Raw genomic sequence first — 26,525 nt, forward strand, 5'->3', positions numbered from 1 at the left:
ATGAACACCACCGCGTCCGCAGGCTCGCTGCACATCCAGGGGCTGGTCAAGGAGTACCGCCCCGGCGTGCCCGTGCTCAAGTCCATCGATCTCAAGATCGACGGCACCGGCCTGACCAGCATCATCGGCCCCTCGGGCACCGGCAAGTCCACGCTGATCCGCTGCATCAACCGGCTGGTCGACCCGACCGCCGGCGAGATCTGGCTCGACGTGGGCGGCCAGCGGCTCGACATGGCCCGGCTGCAGGGCGCGGCGCTGCGCCACAGCCGGCGCCACATCGGCATGGTGTTCCAGGAATACAACCTGGTCGAGCGGCTCACGGTGATGGAGAACCTGCTGACCGGCCGGCTTGGCTACCTGTCGGCCTGGAAGGCCTGGCGAAGGAAGTTCGCGCCCGAGGACTTCGAGCGCGCCTACCAACTGCTCGACGTGGTCGGCCTGGGCAGCTTCGCCAACCAGCGCGCCGATGCGCTCAGCGGCGGCCAGCGCCAGCGCGTGGGCATCGCGCGCGCGCTGATGCAGCAGCCCGCGCTGCTGCTGGCCGACGAGCCCACCTCCTCACTCGACCCCAAGACCTCGGTCGAGATCATCCAGCTGCTGGGCGACCAGGGCCGCGAGCGCGGCATCCCGGTGATCGTCAACATCCACGACGTCGAACTGGCGCGGCGCTATTCCGACCGCATCGTCGGCATGACCGGCGGCCATGTGGTCTACGACGGCCCGCCCGCGGGCCTGACCGACGACCACCTGCAGACCATCTACGGCGGCCAGGCATGGATGCAGTGAACGCCACCGCGCGCCCCGCGTCCACCGCCTTCGCCTGGAGCGGCAAGCAGAAGCTGGCGCTGCTCGCGCTGCTGGCCTACACGGTCTACGTGATCGCGCAGATCGACCTCTCGCCCGCGCGCCTGCTCAGCGGACTGCACCAGGGCGCACGTTTTCTCTCGCGCATGTTCCCACCCGACATGGGCAAGATGGACGTGCTGTGGGAAGGCATCCGCGAGACCCTGCAGATCGCGGTGCTGGCCACCGTGGGCGGCGTCGCGCTGAGCCTGCCGGTCGGCCTGATGGCGGCGCGTAACATGGTGCCGCACTGGGTCTGCGCGATCGCGCGCAGCCTGATCGCGGTGTGCCGTGCGGTGCATCCGGTGATCACCGCGATCATGTTCGTCAAGGCGGTGGGCTTCGGGCCGCTGGCCGGCATCCTGGCGCTCACGGTGGCCACGGTCGGTTTCGTGGGCAAGCTGTTCGCCGATGCCATCGAGGAGATCTCGCACAAGCAGATCGAGGCGGTGCGTGCCACCGGCGCGTCCTTCGGCAACGTGGTGCTGTTCGGCGTGCTGCCGCAGGTGATGAGCCGCTTCGTCGGCTTCGCCACCTACCAGCTGGACTCCAACCTGCGCAACTCCACCATGGTGGGCATCGTGGGCGCAGGCGGTATCGGCGGGGCGCTGTTCTCGGCCTTCCTGCGCTTCGAGTACAGCTTCGTCTGCACCATCCTGGCGACCGTGATCGCGATCATCGTGGTCGGCGAACTGGTGGTGAACGCCACGCGAAAGGCACTCGATGTCTGAGTCGCTCACGCTCGCTGCCGCCACCGCGCCGCGCCGCTGGCAGCGCTTCACGCTCACGCAGCGGCTGCTGCGCTACGGCGTCTGGCTGCTGATCGTCTGGGCCGTGGTGCAGTCGGCACGCACGATCGAGGTGATCCCCGAATTCCTCTACGACGCGCCCGAGCAGATGGGCGACATGCTCACGCGCATGTGGCCGGTCGACTGGTCGCACTACCCGGCGGTGGTGCACGCGGCGCTGATGGAGACGCTGCACATGGCCACGCTGGGCACGGTGCTCGCGCTGGTGCTGGCGGTGCCGCTGGCGCTGCTGGTGGCCGGCAACATCACGCGCAACCGCGCGCTGAACTTCGCCGCGCGCGTGGTGCTGGTGGCCAGCCGCTCGGTCAACTCGCTGGTCTGGGCGCTGCTGTTCGTCGCCATCTTCGGGCCCGGCCCGCTGGCCGGCATGTTCGCGATCGCCTTCCGTTCGGTGGGCTTCGTCGGCAAGCTGCTGGGCGAGGCCATCGAGCAGACGCCGCGCGGCCCGATCGAGGCGCTGCAGGCCGCGGGCGCGTCCACGGCGGCGCAGGTCTGGTACGGCTACTGGCCGCACATCAAGCCGGCCTTCTGGTCGGTGGTGCTGCTGCGCTGGGACATCAACGTACGCGAGTCGGGCGTGCTCGGCCTGGTGGGCGCCGGCGGCATCGGCGTGGCGCTCGACACCGCGCTCAACCTGTTCCAGTGGACGCAGGTGGCGGTGATCCTGATCGCGGTGTTCGCGATCGTGGTGCTGGCCGAAGTGGTCGTGACCCAGGTGCGCAAGCGCGTGCTGTGACGCGCCGCGGCGCGCGCGGACTCAGGTCCGCGCGGCCTTGGCCGGCGGCGCCATGCAGGCCCGACACAGCATCAGCGCGAGCCGCTGCAGCGCCTGCCAGCCGCTGGCCGGCCAGTCGGGCTGGCGCAGGCCCTTGACGATGCCGTCGACCGTGTGCGCGGCCTTGAGCAGCCGCGCCAGCGCGCGGTCGTCGAGCCGCGGCAGCGCGCGCTCGAAAGCCTGTTCGCGCGCGCCCCAGATGCGGTTCTCGCGCAGCGCCATGGGCAGCGGGCGGCCCGCGCCCATCGCGTCCTTCACGCGCTTGAGCGCGCGGATGTCCTCGGCCAGCGTGTAATGCACCAGCACCTCGGCCTCGCCCTCGGCGCGCAGGCCGTCGAGCATGCGTGCCACGCGCACCGGGTTGCCGGCCAGCACCGCCTCGGAGAGCTTGAACACGTCGTAGCGCGCCACGTTGTTGACCGCGCCCTCGACCTGTTCCCAGCCGAGCTCACCGGCCGGATGCAGCAGCGCGAGCTTCTGGATTTCCTGGTGCGCGGCCAGCAGGTTGCCTTCGACGCGGTCGGCGAAGAACTGCAGCGTGCGCTGGCCCTCCTCGCCGGCCTTCACGCGCTGGCCCTGCAGCGCCAGGCGCTGCGCGATCCATTGCGGCAGCGCCGCGCGCTCGACCGGGTCGACCTGCAGGCTCGCGCCGTGGTTCTCGAGCGCCGAGAACCAGGCGCCGGTGCGCGTCGCGCGATCGAGCTTGGGCAGCAGCACCAGCGTGAGCGTGCTGTCGTTGCCCTGCGCGGCCTCGGCGATCTGCTGCAGCGCCACGCTGCCGTCCTTGCCCGGCTTGCCCGAGGGGATGCGGATCTCGACGATCTGCTTGTCGGCGAACAGCGAGAGCGAACCGCCCGCCGCCAGCACCGCGCTCCAGTCGAAGTGCGCGCCGGCCACGGTGTACGAGCTGCGCTCGGTGTAGCCCTGCGTGCGCGCGGCCGCGCGGATGGCGTCGGCCGCCTCCTGCGCGAGCAGCGGCTCGTCGCCGTGGATCGTGTAGAGCGAGCGCAGCCCCTTCGCGAGGTGCGCCTGGAGTTGGGCGGCCGCCAGCTGCATGCGGGCTAGACCTCCTTGACCGCGGCGAGGCGGCGCAGCATCTGCTGCGCCACGTCGTTCTGCATGTCGCGGAACAGCAGTTCGGCTTCGGCGTCCTTGGCGAGCGCACTGGACTCGTTGTAGGTCAGGTCGCGCTTCTGCGAGATCTCGGTCACCAGCAGTTCCTTGCCGGCCGGCGTGCGCAGGCGGAAACGGATCGTGAGCCGCAGCTCGAGCTCGCGGACTTCGCCGGCCGAGTTGGTCGAGAGCACCACGCGGTCGCGGTTCTCGCCCAGGATGTCGAGCACCGCCTCGGCCTCGGAGGCACGCGCCGCCGGGATCAGCGTGACCGTGCCGGCGGCCGCGAGGTTGCGCCGCAGGTAGTTCACGAAGGCCGAGTTGCCCGGCACCGCGATGCTCTTGAACGCGAAGATCGGCGCCTTGCGCAGTTCGAAACCGCAGCCCGCGAGCGCGGCCAGCACGGTCACGGCGGAAGCGGAGGCCAGGAAAAGACGACGCGAGGGCTGGAGTTGTTTCATGCGATCAGAGCACCACGTTGACGAGCCGACCCGGCACCACGATCACGCGCTTGGCCGGCGCACCGGCCGCGTGCAGCACGAAATCGTCGCTGGCCAGCGCCAGCGCCTCGATCTCGGCCTTCGAGGCGCCCGCGGGCACCACCACCTTGCCGCGCAGCTTGCCGTTGATCTGCAGCATGAGCTCGATCTCGTCCTGCACCAGCGCTGCGGCATCGACCAGCGGCCAGGGCGCGTCGAGCAGCTCGCCGAAGGCCTGGTCGTAGCCCAGCTGCTGCCACAGCTGGTGTGCGATGTGCGGCGTGGCCGGGTACAGCACGCGCAGCAGGATGCCGAAGCCTTCGCGCAGCGCGACGCGGTCGCCCGCGTCGCCGCCGGGCTTGAAGCCCTCGAGGGCATTGAGCAGCTTCATCGCGCCCGACACCACCGTGTTGTATTGCATGCGCTGGTAGTCGTAGTCGACCTGGCGCAGCACGCTGTGGACCTCGCGGCGCAGCGCCTTGGCCTCCTTGCCGAAGTCGACCGTGGCGCCGGGCCGGCCCGCGCCGGCATCGAAGGCATGCTGGGCGGCACCGAAGTTCCAGACCCGGCGCAGGAAGCGCGAGCTGCCCTCGACCGCCGCGTCGTTCCACTCCAGCGTGGCCTCGGGCGGCGCGGTGAACATCGTGTAGAGCCGCGCGGTGTCGGCGCCGTAGCGCTCGATCAGGTCCTGCGGGTCGACGCCGTTGCGCTCGCTCTTGCCCATCTTGCCCACGCCGCCGTACTCGACCGACGAACCGTCGGCCAGCGTGCCGCCGACGATGCGGCCCTGCGCGTCGAGCACCGGCGTGACCTCGAGCGGCGGGAAGTAGCTCTTGCCGCCCGACGCACCGCGCCGGAAGTAGATGTGGTTGAGCACCATGCCCTGCGTGAGCAGCTTGGCGAAGGGCTCGTCGACCTTCACCAGGCCCAGGTCGCGCATGACCTTGGTCCAGAAGCGCGCGTACAGCAGGTGCAGGATCGCGTGCTCGATGCCGCCGATGTACTGGTCCATCGGCATCCAGTAGGCAGCGCCCTCGCCGACCATCGCCTGGTCGTTCTTCGGGTCGCAGTAGCGCATGAAGTACCAGGACGAGTCGACGAAGGTGTCCATCGTGTCGGTTTCGCGCCGCGCGGGCTTGCCGCACACCGGGCACACCACGCCGGCATGGAAGCCTTCGTGCTTGTGCAGCGGGTTGCCCGAGCCGTCGGGCACGCAGTCGGTGGGCAGCACCACCGGCAGGTCCTTCTCGGGCACCGGCACCGCGCCGTGCTCGTCGCAATGGATGATCGGGATCGGCGTGCCCCAGTAGCGCTGGCGGCTCACGCCCCAGTCGCGCAGGCGCCAGGTGGTCTGCAGTTCGCCCAGGCCCTTCTGGCCCAGCGCATGCGCCACCGCGGCCACGGCCTCCTTGAAGCCCATGCCGCTGAAGTTGTCCGAGTTGATGGTCACGCCGCGCTGCTTGTCGCCGTACCAGTCCTGCCACTTGTGATAGTCGAAGTGCGGCTCGTCGTCGACCAGCACGACCTGGATGATCTCGATGTCGTACTTGTTGGCGAACGCGAAGTCGCGCTCGTCGTGCGCGGGCACGCCCATCACGGCGCCGTCGCCATAGCTCATCAGCACGTAGTTGCCGACCCACACCGGCACCTGCTCGTCGGTGATCGGGTGCGTGACGGTCAGGCCCGTGGGCATGCCCTTCTTCTCCTGCGTGGCGAGCTCGGCCTCGGTGGTGCCGCCGTTCTTGCATTCCTCGATGAAGGCCGCGACCTTGGGGTCGGCCTTGGCGGCATGCGCGGCCAGCGGATGCTCGGGCGCGACCGCGCAGAAGGTCACGCCCATGATGGTGTCGGCGCGCGTCGTGAAGACGTACATGCGACCGTCCTGGATCGGCTTGCCGTCGGCACCCCGGATGTCGTGCGTGAAGGCGAAGCGCACGCCCTCGCTCTTGCCGATCCAGTTTTCCTGCATCAGCTTGACGCGCTCGGGCCAGCCCGGCAGCTTGTGCTGGGTGTGCTCGAGCAGTTCGGGGGCGTAGTCGCTGATCTTCAGGTAGTAGCCGGGGATCTCGCGGCGCTCGACCGTGGCGCCGGTGCGCCAGCCCTTGCCGTCGATCACCTGCTCGTTGGCCAGCACGGTCATGTCGACCGGGTCCCAGTTCACGACCTGGGTCTTGCGGTAGGCGATGCCCTTCTCGAGCATCTTCAGGAACAGCCACTGGTTCCACTTGTAGTAGCTCGGGTCGCAGGTGGCGATCTCGCGGCTCCAGTCGATCGCCAGGCCCATGGCCTGGAGCTGGCCCTTCATGTAGGCGATGTTCTCGTAGGTCCATTGGGCCGGCGGCACGCCGTTCTTGAGGGCCGCGTTCTCGGCCGGCAGGCCGAAGGCGTCCCAGCCCATGGGCATGAGCACGTTGTAGCCCGACATGCGCAGGTAGCGCACCAGCATGTCGTTGATCGTGTAGTTGCGCACGTGCCCCATGTGCAGCTTGCCGCTGGGGTAGGGCAGCATCGAGCAGGCGTAGTACTTCTTCTTGAGATCGCCGCGCGCATCGCGCAGGTTCTCGACGACACGGTAGGCATCGGCCGCGGTCCAGTGGGACTGGGCAGCGGCTTCGACGTCGGCGGGTTGGTAGCTGGGGTTCATGAGGCTTTGGCAACAGCCCGGCGCTCGGTCGGCCGGGGGAATGGGGATTATCGCGGCTGCGCGACGACCCGGCCCGTCATCCGGGCCTTGGCGCGGTTTTCGCATGCACAATGAAAACGACCGACCCCGACATGCTGACCGCAGGCCTCCCCTTCCCCCTGGGCGCGACAGCCGGCCCGCTGGGCCTGAACTTCGCCCTCGTGGCGCCGCGCGCCACGCGGGTCGAGCTGTGTCTGTTCGACGCCGGCGGCCGCAGCGAACAGCAACGCCTGGCGCTGCCGGCCTGCACCGACGGGGTCTGGCACGGCCATTTCGCGGGCGCGCAGCCGGGCCTGGTCTACGGTTACCGGGTGCACGGCCCCTGGGCGCCGCACGACGGCCTGCGCTTCAACCCCGCCAAGCTGCTGCTCGACCCCTGTGCGCGCGAGATCGTCGGCCGCTACGACGGCAGCGACCTGTTCCTGGGCCATGTGCCCGGTCAATCGTTACAAGCGGATGCACGCGACAACGGGCCGGTCGCGCTCAAGGCGCGTGTGACCGCGGACCTCCCTCCCCTGCGCGTGGCACGGCCTCGCGTGGCCGCGGCCGAGCGCGTGCTCTGCGAGCTGCACGTGCGCGGCCAGACGATGCGGCATCCCGCCGTCCCGCCCGCGCTGCGCGGCAGCTACGCCGGCCTGGCCGAGCCTGCCGTGCTCGATCATCTGCAGGGCCTGGGCATCACCACGCTGAGCCTGATGCCGGTGCAGCACCGGGCCGACGAGGAGCGGCTGCTGAAGGCGGGCCTCTCCAACTACTGGGGCTACACGACCATCGGCTGGTTCGCGCCCGAGGCGCGCTACTGGAGTGGCCGGCCCGGCAGCACCCCGGCCTCGGAGTTCCGCGCGCTGGCCGACGCGGTGCACGCGCGCGGGATGGAGCTGGTGATCGACGTGGTCTACAACCACAGCGCCGAGACCGACGAGCTCGGCCCCACGCTGTCGCTGCGCGGCATCGACAACGCGCTCTACTACCACCTGCGCGCCGACGACCGCGCGCTCTATGAGAACTGGACCGGCTGCGGCAACTGCCTGAACTTCGCCGAGCCGCGCGTGGTGCAGCTGGCGATGGACAGCCTGCGCCACTGGGTCACGGCGCTGGGCGTCGACGGTTTCCGCTTCGATCTGGCGCCGGTGCTGGCGCGGCGCGGCGGCGGCGACTTCGATCCGCGCGCCCCGCTGCTGGCCGCCATGGCGCAGGACCCGGTGCTGTCGCGCGCGCTGCTGATCGCCGAGCCCTGGGACATCGGCCCGGGCGGCTACCGGCTGGGCCAGTTCCCGCCCGGCTGGCTCGAATGGAACGACCGTTACCGCGACACCCAGCGCGGCTTCTGGCTGGGCCATGGCGCGGGCCTGGGCGATTTCGCGCACCGCTTCACCGCGTCGAGCGGCGAATTCCGCCACGAAGGCCGCGCGCCCACGGCCAGCGTGAATTTCGTGACCGCGCACGACGGCTTCACGCTGCGCGACCTCGTGAGCTACACCGAGCGCCACAACCTGGCCAACGGCGAGGACAACCGCGACGGCAGCGGCCACAACCTGAGCCGCAACGGCGGCGTCGAGGGCGAGACCGACGACCCGGCCGTGCAGGCCGGGCGCGCACGCCTGCAGCGCGTGCTGCTGGCCGCCTTGCTGCTGTCACAGGGCACGCCGATGCTGCTGGCGGGCGACGAGATCGGCCACACGCAAGCGGGCAACAACAACGCCTACTGCCAGGACAACGCCACGACCTGGCTGGACTGGCCGCATGCCGACACGGCGCTGCAGCGCTTCGTGACGCAGGTGCTGGCGCTGCGGCGCGAGGCGGCTCCGCTGCGCAGCGCCTCCTGGTGGCCTGCCGGGGACGCGCCCTCGGGCCTGCGCTGGCTCACGCCCGAGGGCCTGCCCATGACGCCGGCCGACTGGGAACGCGGCGACCGGCCCGCGCTGATGGTGCTGTTCGACGCGCCGGCGCACGAGGTGGCATGGCTCGTGCTCATCCAGGCCGGGGACGAGGCCGTCGACTTCGCGCTGCCGCCCGGCGCCTGGCTGCGCCGGCTGGCCAGCGAAGACGAGGACCCGCCCCGCCGGCCGCTGCGCCGCGCCGAAACCCTGCCGCCGGCCACGCTGTGGCTGGCCCAGCGGATGCGCGACGACAACGTGACCGAAGCCACGCCGAACTGATCCACACCACGGGAGACAAGCCGCATGACCGAGAACGCCAAGATCCAACCTTTGCAGGCCCATCAACTGGTACGCCGCACCATCGCCCTGGTGCTGGCCGGCGGCCGCGGCTCCCGCCTCAAGCAGCTCACCGACCGGCGCGCCAAGCCGGCCGTGTACTTCGGCGGCAAGTTCCGCATCATCGACTTCGCGCTGTCGAACTGCCTGAACTCCGGCATCCGCCGGATGGCGGTGGTCACGCAGTACAAGTCGCATTCGCTGATGCGCCACCTGCAGCGCGGCTGGAGCTTCCTGCGCGCCGAGCTCAACGAGATGGTCGACGTGCTGCCGGCCCAGCAGCGCGTGGGCGACGAGCACTGGTACCGCGGCACGGCCGATGCCGTGTTCCAGAACCTCGACATCATCCAGACCCGCTCCACCCGGCACGACTACGTGGTGGTGCTGGCGGGCGACCACATCTACAAGATGGACTACTCGATCATGGTCAAGGACCATGCCGAGCGCGGCCTGGGCTGCACGGTGGGCTGCATCGAGGTGCCGCGCCACGAGGCCTCGGCCTTCGGCGTGATGGCCATCGACGCCGACCGCACCGTCACCGAGTTCCTCGAGAAGCCCGCCGATCCGCCGGCCATGCCCGGCCACCCCGACGTGGCGCTGGCCAGCATGGGCATCTACGTTTTCGATTCCGAGTACCTCTACCAGCTGCTGGAGGAGGACGCGGTCAACCCCGACTCGAGCCACGACTTCGGCAAGGACATCATCCCGCGGGCAGTGGCCCAGGGCCGTGCGCTCGCGCATCCGTTCAGCCTGTCGTGCGTGACGCGCGGCGCGCGCGGGCCGCACGCGCCGGTCTACTGGCGCGACGTCGGCACGATTGATGCGTTCTGGGCGGCCAACCTCGATCTGGCCTCCATCACCCCGGAGCTCGACATCTATGACACCGACTGGCCCATCTGGACCTACCAGCGGCAGCTGCCGCCGGCCAAGTTCGTGCTCGACCAGAACGGCCAGCCCGGCATCACGGTCAACACCATCGTGTCGGGCGGCTGCATCGTCTCGGGGTCGAAGGTGAGCAGCTCGGTGCTGTTCTCGGGCGTGCGCATCCACTCCTTCTGCGAGGTGAGCGAAGCCGTGCTGCTGCCTGACGTCGAGGTCGGCCGCCATGCCCGGCTCTCGAAGGTGGTGATCGACCGCGCCTGCGTGATCCCCGAGGGCATGGTGGTCGGCGAGGACCCGGCCGCGGACGCGGCCCGCTTCGAGCGCACCGAGACCGGTGTGGTGCTGATCACGCGCGAGATGCTGCAGCGGCTGGCCGAGGACCCGCACTGATGCGCATCCTCCAGGTCAGCGCCGAGTTCTTTCCCCTGCTCAAGACCGGCGGGCTGGCGGACGTCGCCGGCGCGCTGCCCGATGCCCTGGCCGCGGCCGGGCAGGACGTGCGCGTGCTGCTGCCGGGCTTCCCGGCGATCCTGGCCGGCGTGACCGAGCTCGCCGAGGTGGCGGCCTTCGATGCGCCCTGGGGCGAGCGCGCGGTGCTGCGCGCCGGCCGCATCGGCGCCGTGCAGGCCTACGTCATCGACGCGCCCGCGCGCTACGACCGCCCGGGCAACCCCTACGAGGATGCCGCGCGCCAACCCTACCCCGACAACGCGCGCCGCTTCGCGCTGCTGGGCTGGGCCGCCGCGCGGCTGGCGCGCGGCCTCGACCCGGGCTGGCGACCCGAAGTGGTGCATGCGCACGACTGGCATGCGGCGCTCGCGCCCGCCTACCTGGCCTTCGACCCCACGCCAGGCCCGCGCGTGGGCAGCGTCTTCACCGTCCACAACCTGGCCTACCAGGGCCTGTTCCTGCCCTGGGAGTTCGCCGGCCTGGGCCTGCCGCCAGCCGCCTTCCACATGAACGGGCTGGAGTACCACGGCCAGCTGTCGTTCATGAAGGCCGGGCTCTACTTCTCCGACCGGCTCACCACCGTGAGCCCGACCTACGCGCGCGAGATCCAGACCCCCGCCCAGGGCTGCGGCCTCGACGGCCTGCTGCGCGGGCGCAGCGGCGTGCTGAGCGGCATCCTCAACGGCGTGGACGACGCGGTCTGGAACCCGGCCCACGATGCGCTGCTGCCCACGCCCTTCGACACGCGCCATCCGGGCGGCAAGGCGCTGTGCAAGGCCGCGCTGCAGCAGGCGCTGGGCCTGGCCATCGCGCCCGACGCCCCGCTGTTCGTGATGGTCAGCCGGCTCACCGAGCAGAAGGGCCAGCACCTGGTGCTGGGCGCGATCGACACGCTGCTGGCGCACGGCGGCCAGCTCGCGCTCCTGGGCACCGGCGAGCGCTGGCTCGAGGAAGCCTTTCGCGCACGGGCCGCCGCAGCGCCGCAATCGGTGCATGCCACGCTGGGCTACGACGAGGGGTTCGCGCACCGGCTGTTCGGCGCCGGCGACGTGACGCTGGTGCCTTCGCTGTTCGAGCCCTGTGGTCTCACGCAGATGTACGGCCTCAAGTACGGTAGTCTGCCCCTGGTGCACCGCGTGGGCGGCCTGGCCGACACGGTGGTCGACTGCACGCTCGAGAACTTGGCCGACGGCACTGCCAGCGGCTTCGTCTTCGACGACTTCGACGCCGCCGGCTTCGACCGCGCGCTGCGCCGTGCCTTCGCGCTGTACCACCGGCCGGCCGACTGGCGCCGTGTCCGCGCGCACGCGATGCGGCAGCCCGCCGACTGGCAGACCGCCGCCGCGCACTACATCGCCGTCTGCGAGCAAGCGCTCGCCTGACCTTCCGATCCACACACACGACGACCCACCCATGACGATCGAAGAATTTGCCTACGACCATCCCGACCGCGACGTGGCCGCCTTCAAGCGCGCCGTGGCCAACAAGCTGATCTACGCGGTCGGCAAGGACCCCGTGGCCGCCAGCCCCGACGACTGGCTCAACGCCACCGCGCTGGCGGTGCGCGACCAGCTGGTCGAGCGCTGGATGGCCACCACGCGCGCGAGCTATGCGCAGGACGTCAAGCGCGTGTACTACCTGTCGATGGAGTTCCTGATCGGGCGCACCTTCACCAACGCGCTGCTGGCGCTCGAGCTGCAGGACATCGTCAAGCAGGCGCTGACCGACTTCGGCGTCGACCTCGCGGCGCTGGCCGAGCGCGAGCCCGATGCGGCGCTCGGCAACGGCGGCCTGGGCCGGCTCGCGGCCTGCTTCCTGGATTCGATGGCCACGCTGGGCGTGCCGGGTTTCGGCTACGGCATCCGCTACGAGTACGGCATGTTCCGCCAGAAGATCGTCGACGGCCAGCAGGTCGAGACGCCCGACTACTGGCTCACGCGCGGCAATCCCTGGGAATTCCAGCGGCCCGAGGTGACCTACCGGGTTCGCTTCGGCGGCCATGTGCAGAAGCGCGACGGCGGCAGCGCGGCCGACTGGGTCGACACGCACGACGTGCTGGCCGTGGCCTACGACACCATCATCCCGGGCTACGGCACGCAGGCCACCAACACGCTGCGGCTGTGGTCGGCGCGCGCCACCGAGGAGATCGACCTGTCGGCCTTCAACCGCGGCAACTACATGCAGGCGGTGGAGAGCAAGAACCACTCGGAGAACGTCTCGCGCGTGCTCTACCCCGACGACTCCACGGCCTCGGGCCGCGAGCTGCGGCTGCACCAGGAATACTTCTTCGTGAGCGCCAGCGTGCAGGACCTGCTGCGCCGCTACCTGCGCACCCACACGACCTTCGACCAGCTGCCCGACAAGGTCAGCATCCACCTCAACGACACCCATCCGGTGCTGGCGGTGCCCGAGCTGATGCGCCTGCTGCTCGACGAGCACGGCCTGGACTGGGACACCGCCTGGGGCCACACGCAGAAGGTGTTCAGCTACACCAACCACACGCTGATGCACGAGGCGCTCGAGACCTGGCCGGTCGAGATGATGGGCCGCATCCTGCCGCGCCATCTGCAGATCCTCTACGACCTGAACGCGCGCTTCCTGGCCACCGTGACGCAGAAGCTGGGTCACGACGTCGAGCTGCTGCGCCGGCTGTCGCTGATCGACGAGACCGGCGAGCGGCGCGTGCGCATGGCCTATGTGGCGGTGCTCGCGAGCCACTCGATCAACGGCGTGTCGGGGCTGCACTCCGAGCTGATGAAGCAGTCGATCTTCGCGGACTTCAACCGCATCTTCCCCGAGCGCTTCAACAACAAGACCAACGGCGTCACGCCGCGGCGCTGGCTGGCGCAGGCCAACCCGTCGCTCGCGGCGCTGCTCGACCAGCGCATCGGCCGCGGCTGGCGGCGCGACCTGATGCAGCTCGAGGCCCTGCGCCCGATGGCGCAGCAGCCGGCCTTCGTGCGCGCCTTCCGCCACGCCAAGCGCGAGAACAAGCTGCGGCTGGCCAACTGGATCGAGCAGCACATGGGCATCACGGTCGACACCGACGCGATGTTCGACGTGCAGGTCAAGCGCATCCACGAGTACAAGCGCCAGCTGCTCAACGTGCTGCACGTGGTCTCGCGCTACCAGCGCATCGTGGCCGCGCACGAGGCCGGCCAGGCCAGCGAACTGGTGCCGCGCGTGGTGGTGTTCGCCGGCAAGGCGGCCTCGGCGTACCACGCGGCCAAGCTGGTGATCCGGCTGATCAACGACGTGGCGGCGGTGGTCAACAACGACCCGCGCGTGGGCAAGCTGCTCAAGGTGGTGTTCCTGCCCAACTACAGCGTGAGCCTGGCCGAGGTCATCATGCCGGCGGCCGACCTGTCGGAGCAGATCTCGACGGCCGGCACCGAGGCCTCGGGCACCGGCAACATGAAGTTCGCGCTCAACGGCGCGCTCACCATCGGCACGCTGGACGGCGCCAACGTCGAGATGAAGGACAACGTCGGCGACGACAACATCTTCATCTTCGGCAACACCACGCCCGAGGTGGCGGACATCCGCGCGCACGGCTACCAGCCGCGCAGCTTCTACGAAGGCAACCCCGAGCTGCAGGGCGTGCTCGACGCGATCCGCGACGGCAAGTTCTCGCCCGGCGAACCCGCGCGCTACCAGGGCATCTACGACACGCTGGTGAACTGGGGCGACCAGTACCTGCTGCTGGCCGACTACGCGAGCTACGTCGAGACCCAGGCCCGGGTCGATGCGCTCTACCGCGACCCCGATGCGTGGACGCGCACGGCGATCCTCAACGTGGCGGGCATGGGCGCGTTCTCGTCGGACCGGACCATCGCGGAGTACGCGCACCAGATCTGGAAGACCAAGCCGGTGATCCTGGGTTGAGTGTTTCTCCCTCCCCCGCTGGGGGAGCGTTGGGGTGGGGGCAAGACAGCGCCTGCACATCGAGAACGTCGAATGCGGGGGCAGCCCCCATCCCCGCCTTCCCCCAAAGGGGGAAGGAGTCATACCGACACTCAGCGCGGCTTCTCGGCCGGCGGCGCCTCGGTCACGAAGCCGATCCGGCTCAGCCCGGCCTTGTTCGCGATGCCCATGAGCACCACCACGCGGCCGTAGGGCACGGTCTGGTCGGCGCGCAGCTGGACTTCGGTGCCGCGGTCGGCGGCGGCGGCCTGGGCCAGGCGGCTTGCGAGTTCCTCGTCGGTGACCGGCTGGTCGTTGAGGAAGGTCTGGCCCTTGGCGTCGACCGACAGGCCGACGAACTTCGGCGTCTCGCCCGCGGTGCCGGCGCCGGTGCGCGGCAGGTCGAGGCGGATCGAACTGGCCATCAGCGGCGCGGTGATGATGAAGATCACCAGCAGCACCAGCATCACGTCGACCAGCGGCGTCACGTTGATGTCCGACATCGGGCGCTGGCCGCCCGCGCCCACCGCGCGCCCGCCGCCGCCGGCAGCGGAACCCAGGGAGGAGCGACCGAAGGCCATGGCGCCGACCGCTAGACTGGCATGGGCCGCGCGGGCGGCGGCGGGGCCGGCGCGGCGGGTTCGCCGAACAGGCCCAGCAGGTCGTGCGCGAAGCCTTCGAGCTCGGCCTCGATGCGGCCGATCACGCGGCCGAACACGTTGTAGGCCAGCACGGCCGGGATCGCGACCGCCAGGCCGAAGGCCGTCATGATCAGCGCCTCGCCCACCGGGCCGGCCACCTTGTCGATGGTGAAGCCGCCCGTCTGGCCCGCGATGCCCGCGAGCGCGCCATGGATGCCCCACACCGTGCCCAGCAGCCCGACGAAGGGCGCGGTGGCGCCCACGGTGGCGAGCAGGATCTGGCCGGACTGCAGGCGGCGCAGCGCCGCATGCAGCGCGTCGCGCAGCGCGCGCGTGAGGCGCTGGTTGCGGTCGCCGCCGTGGCCCAGCGTGGCGCCCTGGGCATTGCCGGCCAGGGCCTTGAGGGCCGAAACGGCCGGCAGCACCAGCCGCGGGCCGTCGAAGCTCGCCACGCTGCGTTCGGCTTCGGTCAGGGTGGGCGACTGCCAGAAGGCCGCGATGCTGCGCAGCACCGCGCGCGTACCGCCGCGCAGCAGCCAGGCCTTGAGCAGGATCGCGATCCAGCTGGCCACGGACATCGCCAGCAGCAGCACCGCCACCGCGCGGCTGACGCCGTCGCCCTGGGTCAGCAGCTGCAGGACGCTCATTGGCGAACCTCCGCGCTGCGCGCCGCGGTGCGCGCTTGCTTGGGGCGGCCCGGCGCAGCGCTCATTGGCAGGGTCCTACTTGAGGCCCAGCACGTCGAACATGTCGAACAGGCCGGCCTTCTGCGTGGCCAGGAAGCGCGCGGCGCGCAGGCTGCCCTGGGCGTAGGTCGTGCGGCTGGAGGACTTGTGCGTGATCTCGATGCGCTCGCCGGTGCCGGCGAACAGCACGGTGTGGTCGCCCACGATGTCGCCGCCGCGGATGGCCGAGAAGCCGATGGTCGAGGGGTCGCGCTCGCCGGTGATGCCTTCGCGGGCATAGACGGCGCATTCCTTGAGGTCGCGGCCCAGCGCGTCGGCGATGACCTCGCCCATCTTGAGCGCGGTGCCCGAGGGCGCGTCGACCTTGTGGCGGTGGTGCGCCTCGATGATCTCGATGTCGTAGCCCGTCGACAGCGCCTTGGCCGCCATCTCGAGCAGCTTGAAGGTCACGTTGACGCCGACGCTCATGTTGGGCGCCATCATGATGGCGATGTCCTTGGCGATCTCGGCGATCTCGGCCTTCTGGGCGTCGCTGAAACCGGTGGTGCCGATCACGGCCTGCACGCCGAGCTCGCGGCACACGGCCAGGTGGGCCAGCGTGCCTTCGGGGCGGGTGAAGTCGATCAGCACCTGCGCGTTCTTCAGGCCGGCCCGCAGGTCGGACACGATCGGCACGCCGCTGGTGAAGCCCAGGAAGGCGGCGGCATCGGTGCCCAGCGCGTCGCTGTCGACGCGGTCGAGCGCGCCGGCCAATGCCAGGTCGTCGGCGTTGCGCACGGCCTCGATCAGCATGTGGCCCATGCGGCCGGAAGCGCCGGCGATCGCGATGCGGCGCGTGGAGGAGGACGGGGCGGAGAGTTCGGTCACGCGGATTCAGCCTTCAGCAGATTCGGGAGAGTTCGGGGCAGACGCGGCGGTGCGTCCCCGGGGCGCTGGCCAGCACCACCGGCACGCAGGCCGGCATGGGGCGTCAGCGCGTGGATTCCAGCGGCGGGTAGCTCGGCGGCAGCGGCGCCAGGGGTGCGGGCGGCACCGGCGCGGCATCGGTCTTGGCGGGTGCCGTCTTGTTGAGCTCTTCCTCGCTGGCCACGAGCGGCGGGATCTTGCCGCTGAACTTGCGCACGTCGAGGCCGGCCACGAATTCTTCCTCGCTGGGCATCGGGTCGCCCTGGAAGCGCTCGAGCAGCTCGCCCTTGAAGAACAGGGTCAAGCGGCGCTGCTGGGGCTCCACGCCCTGGCGACGGATGGTGAATACGTAGTCCCAGCGATCGGAATGGAACACGTCGGTGAGCAGCGAGGTGCCGAGGATCTCACGCACCTGCTGGCGCGACATGCCGGGCTTGAGCGCCTCGACCTGTTCCTTGGACACGAAGTTGCCCTGCACCACCTCGACCTTGTAGGGCGTCACGGAGTACAGCATGCCGCGTGTGCGGTCGGTCACGCTGCTGCAGGCGCCGAGCGACACGCTCGCCACGACGGCGGCAGCCAGTAGGCACAGGCGGCTTTGGGAATTGGCAAGCATGGGAAAAAGGGGGAGCGATATGATCGACCCATTGTAGCGGCTGGCCTTTTTGCGGATGGCCGCATGCACGGCCGGCTGAGGAATGACCATGGGCAATATCGACGAACTCAAGAACACCGGCCTCAAGGCCACGCTGCCGCGCCTGAAGATCCTCGAGATCTTCCAGACCGGTGGCCAGCGCCACATGACGGCCGAAGACGTGTTTCGCGTGCTGCTCAACGAACGCTCGGACATCGGCCTGGCCACCGTCTACCGCGTGCTCACGCAGTTCGAGCAGGCCGGCATCCTGGAGCGCAGCCACTTCGAGAGCGGCAAGGCGGTCTACGAACTCAACGAAGGCACGCACCACGACCACCTGATCTGCACCTCGTGCGGCAAGGTCGAGGAGTTCTACGACGCCGAGATCGAGCGCCGCCAGCAGATGATCGCCAAGGACAAGGGCTGGATCCTGCAGGACCACGCGATGTCCCTGTACGGCCTGTGCGGCGACTGCGCCAGCCGTCGATAGGCCTCCCGACTTTTACATACGCTTTCGTGTGTAAAGCCGTTCCAGGCAGACCACTCGCCCGCTGAAGCGGCCGCTGCCGTCTTCAATCGGCCGAACCGGCCTCCATCGCCTTGTGGTGGCGCGCGACGAAATCGGCATAGGTGTCGATGCCCCGCAGCTGCAGGATCGAATTGCGCACCGCCGCCTCGACCAGCACCGCGATGTTGCGCCCGGCCACCACCTGGATGATCACCTTGCGCACCGCGATGCCCAGCACGTCCTGGGTCAGCGGCGCCGCGGGCATGCGCTCGTAATCGCGCTCGAAGCTGTCGCGCCGCACCAGGTGCACGATCAGCTTGAGCCGCATCTTCCGGCGCACCGCGGTCTCGCCGAAGATCGCGCGGATGTCGAGCAGGCCGATGCCGCGCACCTCCAGCAGGTTCTGCAGCAGCTCGGGGCAGCGGCCCTCGATGGTGTTCTGGTTGATCCGGAACAGGTCGACCGCGTCGTCGGCCACCAGGCCGTTGCCGCGCGAGATCAGCTCCAGGCCGAGTTCGCTCTTGCCCAGGCCCGACTCGCCCGTGATCATCACGCCCAGCCCCAGGATGTCCATGAACACGCCGTGCATCGAGGTGCGCTCGGCGAAGTGCTTGGACAGGTAGGCGCGCAGCAGGTCGATCACATAGGCCGAGCCGTCGCGCGTGGCGAACAGCGGCAGCTGCGCGCGCTCGCAGATCGCCAGCAGCTCGTCGGGCGCGGCCTGGCCGTCGGCCAGCACCAGCACCGGCGGCTCCAGCGTGACGATGCGCGCGATGCGGCGTGCGCAATCCTCGGGCGTGCCGCGGGTCAGGTAGGCGATCTCGCGCGCGCCCAGGATCTGGACCCGGTAGGGGTGGATGTAGTTGAGGTAGCCGACCAGATCGGCCGCGGACTGCGCCCGGCTGATGACTTCCGCATCGAACTGGCGCTCCGAAGCGCCCAGCCCGGCCAGCCACTCCCAGCGCAGCGGCCCGCGGAATTCCTCGAACATCGCGTCGGCGCTGATGACGGTGGGTTTCATGGACGACTCGTGAAACGAAAAGTCACGTTATGCCAGAAACACCGCAGCGCCGGCTTTGCCGGTCTGCCGGTGTTGCCCCCGGTAGGGGCGGGAGGAGCGACACGAAGTGTCGCGGAGCCTGGGGGCGAGCAACAGTTCAGGCGAGCTGGGCGGACTGCCAGCCGGCGATCAGCGCATGCAGCGCGGCCGCGTCGGTGCTGGACTTGATCTGCTCGCGCAGGCCGGCGTCGCTCAACAGCTCGGCGATCTCGGAGAGGATCTCCAGGTGCTTCTGGGTCGCTGCCTCGGGCACCAGCAGGAAGATCAGCAGCACCACAGGCTGCTCGTCGGGTGCATCGAAGCCGATGGGGTCGGCCAGCTGGAACACGGCCGCCATGGGCGACTTGAGGCCCTTGATGCGCCCGTGCGGAATGGCCACGCCGTGTCCGAGCCCGGTCGAGCCGAGCCGTTCGCGGGCGAACAGGCTGTCGGTGATCAGGGCACGTCCCAGGCCATGGAGGTTTTCGAACAGCAAGCCGGCTTCCTCGAAAGCACGTTTCTTGCTGGTGGCGTCAACGCTCACGAGGACTTGAGCGGGCGGCAGGATGGACGCTAGGCGATTCATGGGTGGGGTCGGAGCGGGGGCGATTATGCACCCCTGCCGTAAAAAGCAAAGAGCCACCCGAAGGTGGCCCGCAAGAGTATTTGCCCGAACAGGTCGAACCCGGACCTTACATCAGACGCTTGGGCGCTGCGTGATGGTGGTCTTGGAGCTTGTCCTTGTGGCGCACGACCTGGCGGTCGAGCTTGTCGACCAGCTCGTCGACGGCGGCATAGAGATCAGCGTGGCTCGACTCCGCGAACATGTCGCTGCCCTTGACGTGAATATTGCACTCTGCCTTCTGGCGGCCCTCCTTCTCCTTCTGCTTTTCCACCGTGAGGAGCACCTTGACATCGACCACCTGATCGAAGTGCCGGGTGATCCGGTCCAGCTTGGTGGTGACGTAGCTGCGCAGTGCAGGCGTGACGTCGAGGTGATGACCGCTGATCGTCAGATTCATGAATGACCTCCTGGAATTGACGGTTGGGAAAATGGCCGCGGCACCGGAATTGGCACGTTGACCGGGGGAAGGAAGGCGGGGGAAGGGGGAGAAGGAATGCGGAAAAGAAGGAAAGGTCAATTCACTATGCCCAAGCCGCCGGGGTATTGCAATCCCTCGGGCCGACGGACCGCTGAGCGGCGTCAAGGTTGCTTCCGAATTCATAGCAGCAAACACATGGGCAGCAAGCCCCGCCATCGCAGGAAATACCAAAGGTAACGCCCGCTGCGGGGTCGGCCGACCCTTCTGAAGACAGGGTGGGAAGCGCGCCTCAGCGCCAGTTCGCCCGCATGCGCGCCAGCAGGTCGATGGTCGCCGCCGGCGGCGGCGTGTGAGGCGCGCGCGGCGGCGGTGGCGGCCAGGTGACCTGCTCGAAACGGGCCGCATCGGCCTCGGTCACGAAGCGGCTGCGCCCGGCATAGAGATGGCGGTCGCCGCGCGCCGACTGCTGCGTGACGTAGAAGCGCTGCGGCACCAGCAGGTGCAGGTGGTCCTTGGCACGCGTCATCGCGACGTAGAGCAGGCGCCGCTCCTCCTCGAGTTCCTGCGCGCCCTGGGCCACGTCGGCCGGCAGGCAGCCGTCGACCACGTTGAGCACGTGCACCGAGGTCCACTCCTGCCCCTTGGCCGAATGGATGGTCGAGAGGATCAGGTAGTCCTCGTCGAGCAGCGGCGGCCCGGGGCGGTCGCTGGTGGCCTCGGGCGGGTCGAGCGTGAGTTCGGTCAGGAAGCGCTCGCGCGAGCCGTAGCCGGCCGCGAGGCGGGCCAGCTGCTCGACGTCGCCGCGGCGCAGGCCGGCGTCGTCGTGCAGGCGTTCGAGGTGCGGCAGGTACCAGCGCAGCGCGAGTTCCATGTCGGCCGGCCAGGCGAGTGCAGGGGCACGCAGCGCGGCATAGATTTCTGCGAAGCGCGCCCACTCGACCTGCGCCGAAGCGGGCGGCTGGAAGGCCTGCACCGCCGCCGCCGGATCGGCCGCGACGTCCATCGCGTCGAGCAGCCGCGCGGCCGTGACCGGGCCGATGCCGGGGATCAGTTGCGTGACGCGAAAGCCCGCGATCCGGCTGCGCGGGTTCTGCGCGAAGCGCAGCACCGAGAGCAGGTCCTTGACGTGCGCGGCCTCGAGGAACTTGAGGCCGCCGTACTTGACGAAGGGGATGTTGCGGCGCGCAAGCTCGAGCTCCAGAGCCGCGCTGTGGTACGAGGTGCGGAACAGCACGGCCTGCGACTTGAGCGCCAGCCCGCCCTCGCGGTGCGCGAGCACGCGATCGGCCACCCACTGGGCCTGCTGCGCCTCGTCAGGCACCAGCACCAGCTGCGGCCGGCCGGCCGAGGGCTTGTCGGTCCAGAGCGTCTTGGCGTGGCGCTCGGCGGCCGCGGCGATCACCGCGTTCGAGACGTCGAGGATGGGCTGCGTCGAGCGGTAGTTGCGCTCCAGCGTGACGATGCGCGCGGCCTGCGAGAACTGGCCCGGGAAGTCGAGGATGTTGCGCACCGTGGCGCCGCGGAAGGAATAGATCGACTGCGCATCGTCGCCGACCACCGTGACGCCGCGCCCGTCGGGCTTGAGCCCGCACAGGATCGAAGCCTGCAGCCGGTTGGTGTCCTGGTACTCGTCGACCAGCACATGGTCGAAGCGCGCGCCGATCAGCGCCGCGAGCGCGGGCTCCGCCACCATGCCGGCCCAGTAGAGCAGCAGGTCGTCGTAGTCGAGCGCGTGCTGCTGCTGCTTGGCCTCGACGTAGGCCGCGAACAGGCGCTTGAGCTCGCCCTCCCATTCGGCGCACCAGGGGAAGGCATGCGCGAGCACCTCGGCCAGCGACCCGCAGGTGTTGACCGTGCGCGAGTAGATCGACAGGCAGGTGCCCTTCTGCGGAAAGCGCTTGGCGGTGGTCGAGAAACCCAGGTCGTGACGCACCAGGCCCATCAGGTCTTCTGCGTCGCCGCGGTCGTGGATGCTGAAATTCTCGGCCAGCCCGATGTGGGCCGCGTACTCGCGCAGCAGGCGCGCGCCGATGCCGTGGAAGGTGCCGGCCCAGGGCAGCGAAGGCGCCGAATCGGAGCGCAGCCCCAGCACCTGCGCCGCCACCTGGCCGGCGCGGCGCGACATCTCCTGCGCGGCGCGGCGCGAGAAGGTCAGCAGCAGGATGCGCTGCGGATCGACGCCCTGCGCGACCAGGTGCGCGACGCGGTGCGCCAGCGTGCTGGTCTTGCCCGAGCCCGCGCCGGCGATCACCAGCAGTGGCCGGGCATCGGCGAGGGCCGCGCCCACGCCGTGCTCGACGGCCGCGCGCTGCGCCTCGTTGAGCGTCGCGAGTGCAGCCGCCAGGCGCTCGGCCTGGGTGGCGGGGACGGCAGAAACAGGATGTGCGGCAGGCGGCATCGAGGCGCTACTGTACTGGATGTTCATCCAGCCATCGAACCCACTGCTTCATGCTGCAGTGCCATAATCGCGCCTCGCTGCAACCCCGGAGACCCGCATGGAAAGCTATCCGTCTCGGCAGCTTTCAACTCCCTCCTGAGCGTCGTTGGCGAGGGTCTTGAAAGCGCCCCTTCCCGCCGCCAACCGCAAGACCTTTTCACGGGAGTGAGCCATGCTCAACATCTTCACGCTTGCCAATGGGCGCCTCGTTCAGGAAGAGATCGAGGCCCTTGAGGAGCTTTCCCAATTCCAGCCCATCTGGGTCGACCTCGAATCGCCGACGGTCGAGGAGAAGCGCTGGATCAAGCAGTACTACGGCCTGTCCATCCCCGAAGACGCGATGGACGAGGACATCGAGGAATCGGCGCGCTTCTACGAGGAAGACAACGGCGAGCTCCACATCCGCAGCGACTTCTTGATCGACGAGGAAGAGAACGCGCGCTCGGTGCGCGTGGCCTTCATCCTCAACCAGCACAACGCCGAGCTGCGCAGCCGCGGCGTGCTGTTCTCGATCCACGACCAGGACATCCCGGTGTTCCGCCTGCTGCGCATGCGCGCACGCCGCGCGCCGGGCCTGATCGAAGACGCCAAGGAAGTGCTGCTCAAGCTGTTCGACGCCGACGCCGAATACTCGGCCGACACGCTGGAGAACATCTACGACGAGCTCGAGGTGGCGGGCAAGAAGGTGCTCGAGGGCAACGTGAGCGACGAGCTGGCCGGCGAGGTGCTGGGCGCCATCGCGCGCCAGGAAGACTTGAACGGGCGCATCCGCCGCAACGTGATGGACACGCGCCGCGCGGTGAGCTTCATGATGCGCAGCAAGATGCTCAACGCCGAGCAGTTCGAGGAGGCGCGGCAGATCCTGCGCGACATCGAGTCGCTCGACAACCACACGGCCTTCCTGTTCGACAAGATCAACTTCCTGATGGATGCGACCGTCGGTTTCATCAACATCAACCAGAACAAGACCATCAAGATCTTCTCGGTGGCCAGCGTCGCGCTGCTGCCACCCACGCTGATCGCCAGCGTCTACGGCATGAACTTCCGCGTCATGCCCGAGATCGACTGGGCCTACGGCTATGCCTATGCGATCGCGCTGATGGTGGCGAGTGCGCTCGTGCCGATGTGGTACTTCCGGCGCCGCGGCTGGTTGAAGTGACCACCCCCGAGGGCTGACGCCCTCCCCCTCAAGGGGGCGACACCGCTGGCCCGGCTAAGCCGGTTCCAGGGTGTCTCTGGTGAAGACGCGGACCACGCCCGCTGGCCCGGCAAAGCCGGTTCCAGGGTGTCTCTGGTGAAGGCCGCCCTGCCGTTCTAGCGTTGGGGTTTGGGCAATGCGCTCAGCAGCGCATCCACGATTGCAGCCGAATAGGGACTGGCGACGGTGCGGATGAACTCGAGGAAATCGCCGTGGGCGGCGTCGTCGGCGCGGTCGGAGATGGTCCGCACCGCCGCGAAGGGCAGGTCGAAGTCATGGCAGACCTGGGCGAAGGCAGCGCCTTCCATTTCCACGGCGAGCGCATCGGGCAGTTCGGCCTGCAGCGCGCGCGCTTCGGCCGTGGTGGACACGAAGCGGTCGCCGCTGATCACCAGCCCGTGGTGCACGCGGGCCTGCGGCAGGGCGATGCGGGCGGCTTCGCGCAGCGCGGCGGCGAGCTCGGCATCGGCCGGGAAACGGCTCCTCGCGTAGAGCGGCACCTCGTGGCGCGGGACGATCGGCGAGGCGTCCATGTCGTGCTGCAGGAAGGCCTCGGCGACCACCACGTCGCCGACCTGCACGCCCGGACCCAGGCCGCCCGCGACGCCGGTGAAGACCACGCGGCCGACGCGGAAGCGCTCGGCCAGCACCGTGGCCGTGGTGGCGGCCGCCACCTTGCCGATGCGCGCCAGCACCGCGATCACCTCATGGCCCTGCAGATGGCCCTGCCAGAAGTCGCGGCCCGCGACCGTGACCCTGCGCTCGTCGGGCATGCGCTCGAGCAGCGCGGCCAGCTCTTCGTGCATCGCCGCGACGATGGCGATCGGCGCCGCGGCGTGCATCCTGCGGCCCTTCCTACTGCTTTGCGTCGCGCAGTTCGCGGCGCAGGATCTTGCCCACCGGCGTCTTGGGCATGTCGGAGCGGAACTCGATGACCTTCGGGCGCTTGTAGCCCGTGAGGTTCTCGCGGCAGAAGGCACGCACCTGCTCCTCGGTCAGCGACGGGTCCTTGCGCACGATCACCAGCTTGACCGCCTCGCCGGTCTTCTCGTCGGGCACGCCGACGGCCGCGCATTCGAGCACGCCAGGGATCAGCGCCGCCACGTCCTCGACCTCGTTCGGGTACACGTTGAAGCCCGAGACCAGGATCATGTCCTTCTTGCGGTCGACGATCTTGAAGAAACCGCGTTCGTCGACCACGCCGATGTCGCCCGACTTGAACCAGCCGTCGGCCGTCATGACCTTGGCGGTCTCGTCGGGCCGCTGCCAGTAGCCGGCCATCACCTGCGGGCCCTTGATCGCGATCTCGCCGCGCTCGCCCGGTGCCACTTCCTGGCCCGCATCGTCGAGCAGCGTCATGCGCGTGCTCGGCAGCGGTACGCCGATGGTGCCGGTGTAGGCGGTGCTGGTGATCGGGTTGCAGCTCACCGTGGGTGAGGTCTCGGACAGGCCATAGCCCTCGCAGATCGGGCAGCCGGTCTTCTCGAGCCAGAGCTTGGCCACGGCGCCCTGCACCGCCATGCCGCCGCCGACCGAGACCTGCAGGTGCTTCCAGTTCACGGTGCCGAAGTCGGGATGGTTGGCCAGGCCGTTGAACAGCGTGTTGACCGCGGGGAAGCTGTGGAAGGTGTGCTTCGACAGCTCCTTGAGCGTGGCCGCGAGGTCGCGCGGGTTCGGGATCAGCAGCACCTTGCCGCCGGTGCGCAGGCCCAGCATCATGTTCACCGTGAAGGCGAAGATGTGATACAGCGGCAGCGCGCAGACGCTGGTCGGCTGCTCGCCGGCCGGCACCTTCTGCATCGCGGGCGAATTCCAGGCTTCGGACTGCAGCACGTTGGCGATCACGTTGCGATGCAGCAGCACCGCGCCCTTGGCCACGCCGGTGGTGCCGCCGGTGTACTGCAGCACCGCGACGTCGTCGGGCCCGACCACCGGGGACTTGAGCGGATGCCGCCCGCCTTCGCCCAGCGCCTTGTTGAAGCGCACCGCGCCCGGCAGTTCGTAGGGCGGCACCAGCTTCTTGACCTTGCGCACCACATAGTTGACGAGCGTGCCCTTGAGCAGGCCCAGCCGGTCGCCCATCGCGCCCAGCACGATGTGGCGGATCGGCGTGGACGCGAGGCAATGCTGCAGCGTCGCCGCGAAGTTCTCCATGATCACGATGGTCGTCGCACCGCTGTCCTGCAGCTGGTGCTCGAGCTCGCGCGCGGTGTAGAGCGGGTTGACGTTGACCAGGATCAGGCCGGCCCGCAGGATGCCGGCCACCGCGATCGGGTACTGCAGGCAGTTGGGCATCATCACCGCCACGCGGTCGCCCTTGACCAGGCCCAGGCCCTGCAGATAGGCCGCGAAGTCGCGGCTCTGCCGATCGACCTCGGCATAGCGCATGTCCTTGCCCATGAAGCTGTAGGCGGTGCGGTCGGCGTACTTCGAGAAGCTCTCCTCCATCAAGCCGACCAGCGAGGCATAGCTCGAGGGGTCGATGTCGGCGGGGACGCCGGGGGGATAGCTCGCGAGCCAGGGACGGTCCGTCATGTTCTTGTCTCCACTTGAGAAAAAAAGAAAGCGCCGCGACGCGGCGCCTGCGGTCTTCAGGCGAAGGCCTGTGCGGCCTCCTCGGCTTTTCGGCCTACTCGATCGCCTTGCCCATGTCTTCCACGACCTTCTTGGCGTCGCCGAAGACCATCATGGTCTTGTCCATGTAGAAGAGTTCGTTGTCCAGGCCCGCGTAGCCCGCGGCCATGGAGCGCTTGTTCACGATCACCGTCTTGGCCTTGTAGGCCTCCAGGATCGGCATGCCGTAGATCGCGCTGCCCTTGGTGTGCGCGGCCGGGTTCACCACGTCGTTCGCACCCAGGATGATCGCCACGTCGGCCTGGCCGAACTCGCCGTTGATGTCCTCCATCTCGAACACCTGGTCGTAGGGCACCTCGGCCTCGGCCAGCAGCACGTTCATGTGCCCCGGCATGCGCCCGGCCACCGGGTGGATCGCGTACTTCACCGTGATGCCCTTGTCGGTGAGCTTCTGCGCGAGTTCCTTGACCGCATGCTGCGCGCGTGCCACCGCCAGGCCGTAGCCGGGCACGATCACCACCGTCTCGGCATTGCTCAAGACGAAGGCCGCGTCGTCGGCACTGCCGCTCTTGACCGGGCGCTGCTCCTTGGCCGCACCACCGGCCGTGACCGCCTCGCCGCCGAAGCCGCCCAGGATCACGTTGAAGAAGCTGCGGTTCATGGCCTTGCACATGATGTAGCTCAGGATCGCGCCCGAACTGCCCAC

General features: G+C 69.2%; 23 protein-coding genes. 9 read left to right on the forward strand and 14 right to left on the reverse strand.

Annotated elements, in window-relative coordinates:
- The 3 genes from phnC to phnE (K0H49_RS09975) are packed head-to-tail and all read left to right on the forward strand — an operon-like array spanning position 1 to position 2,388.
- Entirely contained in the window at positions 1-786 is a 786-nt protein-coding gene (gene phnC / locus K0H49_RS09965; protein ID WP_219211643.1) for a phosphonate ABC transporter ATP-binding protein, read from the forward strand.
- On the forward strand, positions 774-1,574 hold the full coding sequence (gene phnE / locus K0H49_RS09970) for a phosphonate ABC transporter, permease protein PhnE (protein ID WP_219211645.1): 801 nt from the start codon (positions 774-776) through the stop codon (positions 1,572-1,574). The genes phnC and phnE (K0H49_RS09970) overlap by 13 nt, the downstream gene beginning before the upstream one ends.
- Positions 1,567-2,388, forward strand: coding sequence for a phosphonate ABC transporter, permease protein PhnE (gene phnE / locus K0H49_RS09975; protein WP_219211647.1), 822 nt, complete (start codon positions 1,567-1,569; stop codon positions 2,386-2,388). Before phnE (K0H49_RS09970) ends, phnE (K0H49_RS09975) begins: the two co-directional genes overlap by 8 nt.
- Before the next feature lie 21 nt (positions 2,389-2,409).
- Here phnE (K0H49_RS09975) and holA read toward each other — a convergent pair whose 3' ends face one another.
- The 3 genes from holA to leuS are packed head-to-tail and all read right to left on the reverse strand — an operon-like array spanning position 2,410 to position 6,663.
- Positions 2,410-3,483: a DNA polymerase III subunit delta gene (holA, locus tag K0H49_RS09980; protein ID WP_219211649.1), complete on the reverse strand. Its 1,074-nt coding sequence runs from the start codon at positions 3,481-3,483 to the stop codon at positions 2,410-2,412.
- A gap of 5 nt (positions 3,484-3,488) precedes the next feature.
- Positions 3,489-4,001 (reverse strand): LPS-assembly lipoprotein LptE, encoded by a 513-nt coding sequence (locus tag K0H49_RS09985; RefSeq protein WP_219211651.1) that lies wholly within the window; start codon positions 3,999-4,001, stop codon positions 3,489-3,491.
- A 4-nt stretch (positions 4,002-4,005) separates the two neighbouring features.
- Positions 4,006-6,663 (reverse strand): leucine--tRNA ligase, encoded by a 2,658-nt coding sequence (gene leuS, locus K0H49_RS09990; protein WP_219211653.1) that lies wholly within the window; start codon positions 6,661-6,663, stop codon positions 4,006-4,008.
- Between the two features lie 131 nt (positions 6,664-6,794).
- On the opposite strand from leuS, the gene glgX reads away from it, so the two are divergent.
- Genes glgX through K0H49_RS10010 form a run of 4 tightly spaced genes read left to right on the forward strand, consistent with a single transcriptional unit; the run spans position 6,795 to position 14,135 of the window.
- On the forward strand, positions 6,795-8,861 hold the full coding sequence (gene glgX / locus K0H49_RS09995; protein ID WP_219213184.1) for a glycogen debranching protein GlgX: 2,067 nt from the start codon (positions 6,795-6,797) through the stop codon (positions 8,859-8,861).
- A 24-nt stretch (positions 8,862-8,885) separates the two neighbouring features.
- A complete protein-coding gene (gene glgC / locus K0H49_RS10000; RefSeq protein WP_219211654.1) occupies positions 8,886-10,190 on the forward strand; it encodes a glucose-1-phosphate adenylyltransferase in 1,305 nt (434 codons plus the stop codon).
- Positions 10,190-11,632 (forward strand): glycogen synthase GlgA, encoded by a 1,443-nt coding sequence (glgA, locus tag K0H49_RS10005; RefSeq protein WP_219211655.1) that lies wholly within the window; start codon positions 10,190-10,192, stop codon positions 11,630-11,632. The genes glgC and glgA overlap by 1 nt, the downstream gene beginning before the upstream one ends.
- Positions 11,633-11,663: 31 nt before the next feature.
- The gene (locus tag K0H49_RS10010) at positions 11,664-14,135 is read left to right on the forward strand and encodes a glycogen/starch/alpha-glucan phosphorylase (RefSeq protein ID WP_219211656.1); all 2,472 of its coding nucleotides are present in this window, start codon (positions 11,664-11,666) and stop codon (positions 14,133-14,135) included.
- Between the two features lie 131 nt (positions 14,136-14,266).
- Here K0H49_RS10010 and K0H49_RS10015 read toward each other — a convergent pair whose 3' ends face one another.
- The 4 genes from K0H49_RS10015 to K0H49_RS10030 form a co-directional block, all read right to left on the reverse strand.
- Positions 14,267-14,734: an ExbD/TolR family protein gene (locus K0H49_RS10015; protein WP_219211657.1), complete on the reverse strand. Its 468-nt coding sequence runs from the start codon at positions 14,732-14,734 to the stop codon at positions 14,267-14,269.
- A gap of 11 nt (positions 14,735-14,745) precedes the next feature.
- Complete coding sequence (locus tag K0H49_RS10020; protein WP_219211658.1) at positions 14,746-15,441, reverse strand: MotA/TolQ/ExbB proton channel family protein; 696 nt, start codon at positions 15,439-15,441, stop codon at positions 14,746-14,748.
- Positions 15,442-15,516: 75 nt separating this feature from the next.
- The gene (gene dapB, locus K0H49_RS10025) at positions 15,517-16,347 is read right to left on the reverse strand and encodes a 4-hydroxy-tetrahydrodipicolinate reductase (RefSeq protein ID WP_219211659.1); all 831 of its coding nucleotides are present in this window, start codon (positions 16,345-16,347) and stop codon (positions 15,517-15,519) included.
- Positions 16,348-16,450: 103 nt separating this feature from the next.
- Positions 16,451-17,002, reverse strand: a complete 552-nt coding sequence (locus K0H49_RS10030) for an outer membrane protein assembly factor BamE (protein WP_219211660.1) — start codon at positions 17,000-17,002, stop codon at positions 16,451-16,453.
- A gap of 88 nt (positions 17,003-17,090) precedes the next feature.
- On the opposite strand from K0H49_RS10030, the gene fur reads away from it, so the two are divergent.
- A complete protein-coding gene (gene fur, locus K0H49_RS10035) occupies positions 17,091-17,510 on the forward strand; it encodes a ferric iron uptake transcriptional regulator (protein ID WP_219211662.1) in 420 nt (139 codons plus the stop codon).
- An 82-nt stretch (positions 17,511-17,592) separates the two neighbouring features.
- Here fur and hprK read toward each other — a convergent pair whose 3' ends face one another.
- The 4 genes from hprK to K0H49_RS10055 all read right to left on the reverse strand — a co-directional run bounded on the left by hprK (position 17,593) and on the right by K0H49_RS10055 (position 22,008).
- A complete protein-coding gene (hprK, locus tag K0H49_RS10040) occupies positions 17,593-18,549 on the reverse strand; it encodes an HPr(Ser) kinase/phosphatase (RefSeq protein WP_219211664.1) in 957 nt (318 codons plus the stop codon).
- A gap of 136 nt (positions 18,550-18,685) precedes the next feature.
- Positions 18,686-19,153, reverse strand: a complete 468-nt coding sequence (locus tag K0H49_RS10045) for a PTS sugar transporter subunit IIA (protein WP_219211666.1) — start codon at positions 19,151-19,153, stop codon at positions 18,686-18,688.
- Positions 19,154-19,259: 106 nt separating this feature from the next.
- Positions 19,260-19,589 (reverse strand): ribosome hibernation-promoting factor, HPF/YfiA family, encoded by a 330-nt coding sequence (hpf, locus tag K0H49_RS10050; protein ID WP_219211668.1) that lies wholly within the window; start codon positions 19,587-19,589, stop codon positions 19,260-19,262.
- Positions 19,590-19,899: 310 nt separating this feature from the next.
- Positions 19,900-22,008: an ATP-dependent helicase gene (locus K0H49_RS10055; RefSeq protein ID WP_219213186.1), complete on the reverse strand. Its 2,109-nt coding sequence runs from the start codon at positions 22,006-22,008 to the stop codon at positions 19,900-19,902.
- A gap of 211 nt (positions 22,009-22,219) precedes the next feature.
- Here K0H49_RS10055 and corA point away from each other — a divergent pair, with 211 nt between their 5' ends.
- Positions 22,220-23,206 (forward strand): magnesium/cobalt transporter CorA, encoded by a 987-nt coding sequence (gene corA / locus K0H49_RS10060; RefSeq protein WP_183024261.1) that lies wholly within the window; start codon positions 22,220-22,222, stop codon positions 23,204-23,206.
- Between the two features lie 155 nt (positions 23,207-23,361).
- Here the strand turns inward: corA and K0H49_RS10065 are convergent, their stop codons facing one another.
- The 3 genes from K0H49_RS10065 to K0H49_RS10075 form a co-directional block, all read right to left on the reverse strand.
- Positions 23,362-24,087: a 5'-methylthioadenosine/adenosylhomocysteine nucleosidase gene (locus K0H49_RS10065; RefSeq protein ID WP_219211670.1), complete on the reverse strand. Its 726-nt coding sequence runs from the start codon at positions 24,085-24,087 to the stop codon at positions 23,362-23,364.
- 13 nt (positions 24,088-24,100) lie between these two features.
- Positions 24,101-25,780: a long-chain-fatty-acid--CoA ligase gene (locus K0H49_RS10070; RefSeq protein ID WP_219211673.1), complete on the reverse strand. Its 1,680-nt coding sequence runs from the start codon at positions 25,778-25,780 to the stop codon at positions 24,101-24,103.
- A gap of 94 nt (positions 25,781-25,874) precedes the next feature.
- Positions 25,875-26,525: NAD(P)(+) transhydrogenase (Re/Si-specific) subunit beta (locus K0H49_RS10075; RefSeq protein ID WP_219211674.1), on the reverse strand; the 651-nt coding region annotated here is incomplete at its 5' end.

The organism is Variovorax boronicumulans (assembly GCF_019352895.1).
Lineage (GTDB): Bacteria > Pseudomonadota > Gammaproteobacteria > Burkholderiales > Burkholderiaceae_C > Variovorax > Variovorax boronicumulans_A.

Excerpts from the sequence above, each read along its gene's own strand:
- glgC (WP_219211654.1), top strand. The coding sequence starts at position 8,886 with ATGACCGAGAACGCCAAGATCCAACCTTTGCAGGCCCATCAACTGGTA.
- K0H49_RS10065 (WP_219211670.1), bottom strand. The coding sequence starts at position 24,087 with ATGCACGCCGCGGCGCCGATCGCCATCGTCGCGGCGATGCACGAAGAG.
- corA (WP_183024261.1), top strand. The coding sequence starts at position 22,220 with ATGCTCAACATCTTCACGCTTGCCAATGGGCGCCTCGTTCAGGAAGAG.
- glgX (WP_219213184.1), top strand. The coding sequence starts at position 6,795 with ATGCTGACCGCAGGCCTCCCCTTCCCCCTGGGCGCGACAGCCGGCCCG.
- leuS (WP_219211653.1), bottom strand. The coding sequence starts at position 6,663 with ATGAACCCCAGCTACCAACCCGCCGACGTCGAAGCCGCTGCCCAGTCC.
- phnE (WP_219211647.1), top strand. The coding sequence starts at position 1,567 with ATGTCTGAGTCGCTCACGCTCGCTGCCGCCACCGCGCCGCGCCGCTGG.
- hpf (WP_219211668.1), bottom strand. The coding sequence starts at position 19,589 with ATGAATCTGACGATCAGCGGTCATCACCTCGACGTCACGCCTGCACTG.
- fur (WP_219211662.1), top strand. The coding sequence starts at position 17,091 with ATGGGCAATATCGACGAACTCAAGAACACCGGCCTCAAGGCCACGCTG.
- phnC (WP_219211643.1), top strand. The coding sequence starts at position 1 with ATGAACACCACCGCGTCCGCAGGCTCGCTGCACATCCAGGGGCTGGTC.
- K0H49_RS10070 (WP_219211673.1), bottom strand. The coding sequence starts at position 25,780 with ATGACGGACCGTCCCTGGCTCGCGAGCTATCCCCCCGGCGTCCCCGCC.
- K0H49_RS10045 (WP_219211666.1), bottom strand. The coding sequence starts at position 19,153 with ATGAATCGCCTAGCGTCCATCCTGCCGCCCGCTCAAGTCCTCGTGAGC.
- glgA (WP_219211655.1), top strand. The coding sequence starts at position 10,190 with ATGCGCATCCTCCAGGTCAGCGCCGAGTTCTTTCCCCTGCTCAAGACC.
- K0H49_RS10010 (WP_219211656.1), top strand. The coding sequence starts at position 11,664 with ATGACGATCGAAGAATTTGCCTACGACCATCCCGACCGCGACGTGGCC.
- phnE (WP_219211645.1), top strand. The coding sequence starts at position 774 with ATGGATGCAGTGAACGCCACCGCGCGCCCCGCGTCCACCGCCTTCGCC.
- K0H49_RS10020 (WP_219211658.1), bottom strand. The coding sequence starts at position 15,441 with ATGAGCGTCCTGCAGCTGCTGACCCAGGGCGACGGCGTCAGCCGCGCG.
- K0H49_RS10015 (WP_219211657.1), bottom strand. The coding sequence starts at position 14,734 with ATGGCCTTCGGTCGCTCCTCCCTGGGTTCCGCTGCCGGCGGCGGCGGG.
- holA (WP_219211649.1), bottom strand. The coding sequence starts at position 3,483 with ATGCAGCTGGCGGCCGCCCAACTCCAGGCGCACCTCGCGAAGGGGCTG.
- K0H49_RS10055 (WP_219213186.1), bottom strand. The coding sequence starts at position 22,008 with ATGCCGCCTGCCGCACATCCTGTTTCTGCCGTCCCCGCCACCCAGGCC.
- hprK (WP_219211664.1), bottom strand. The coding sequence starts at position 18,549 with ATGAAACCCACCGTCATCAGCGCCGACGCGATGTTCGAGGAATTCCGC.
- K0H49_RS10030 (WP_219211660.1), bottom strand. The coding sequence starts at position 17,002 with ATGCTTGCCAATTCCCAAAGCCGCCTGTGCCTACTGGCTGCCGCCGTC.
- K0H49_RS09985 (WP_219211651.1), bottom strand. The coding sequence starts at position 4,001 with ATGAAACAACTCCAGCCCTCGCGTCGTCTTTTCCTGGCCTCCGCTTCC.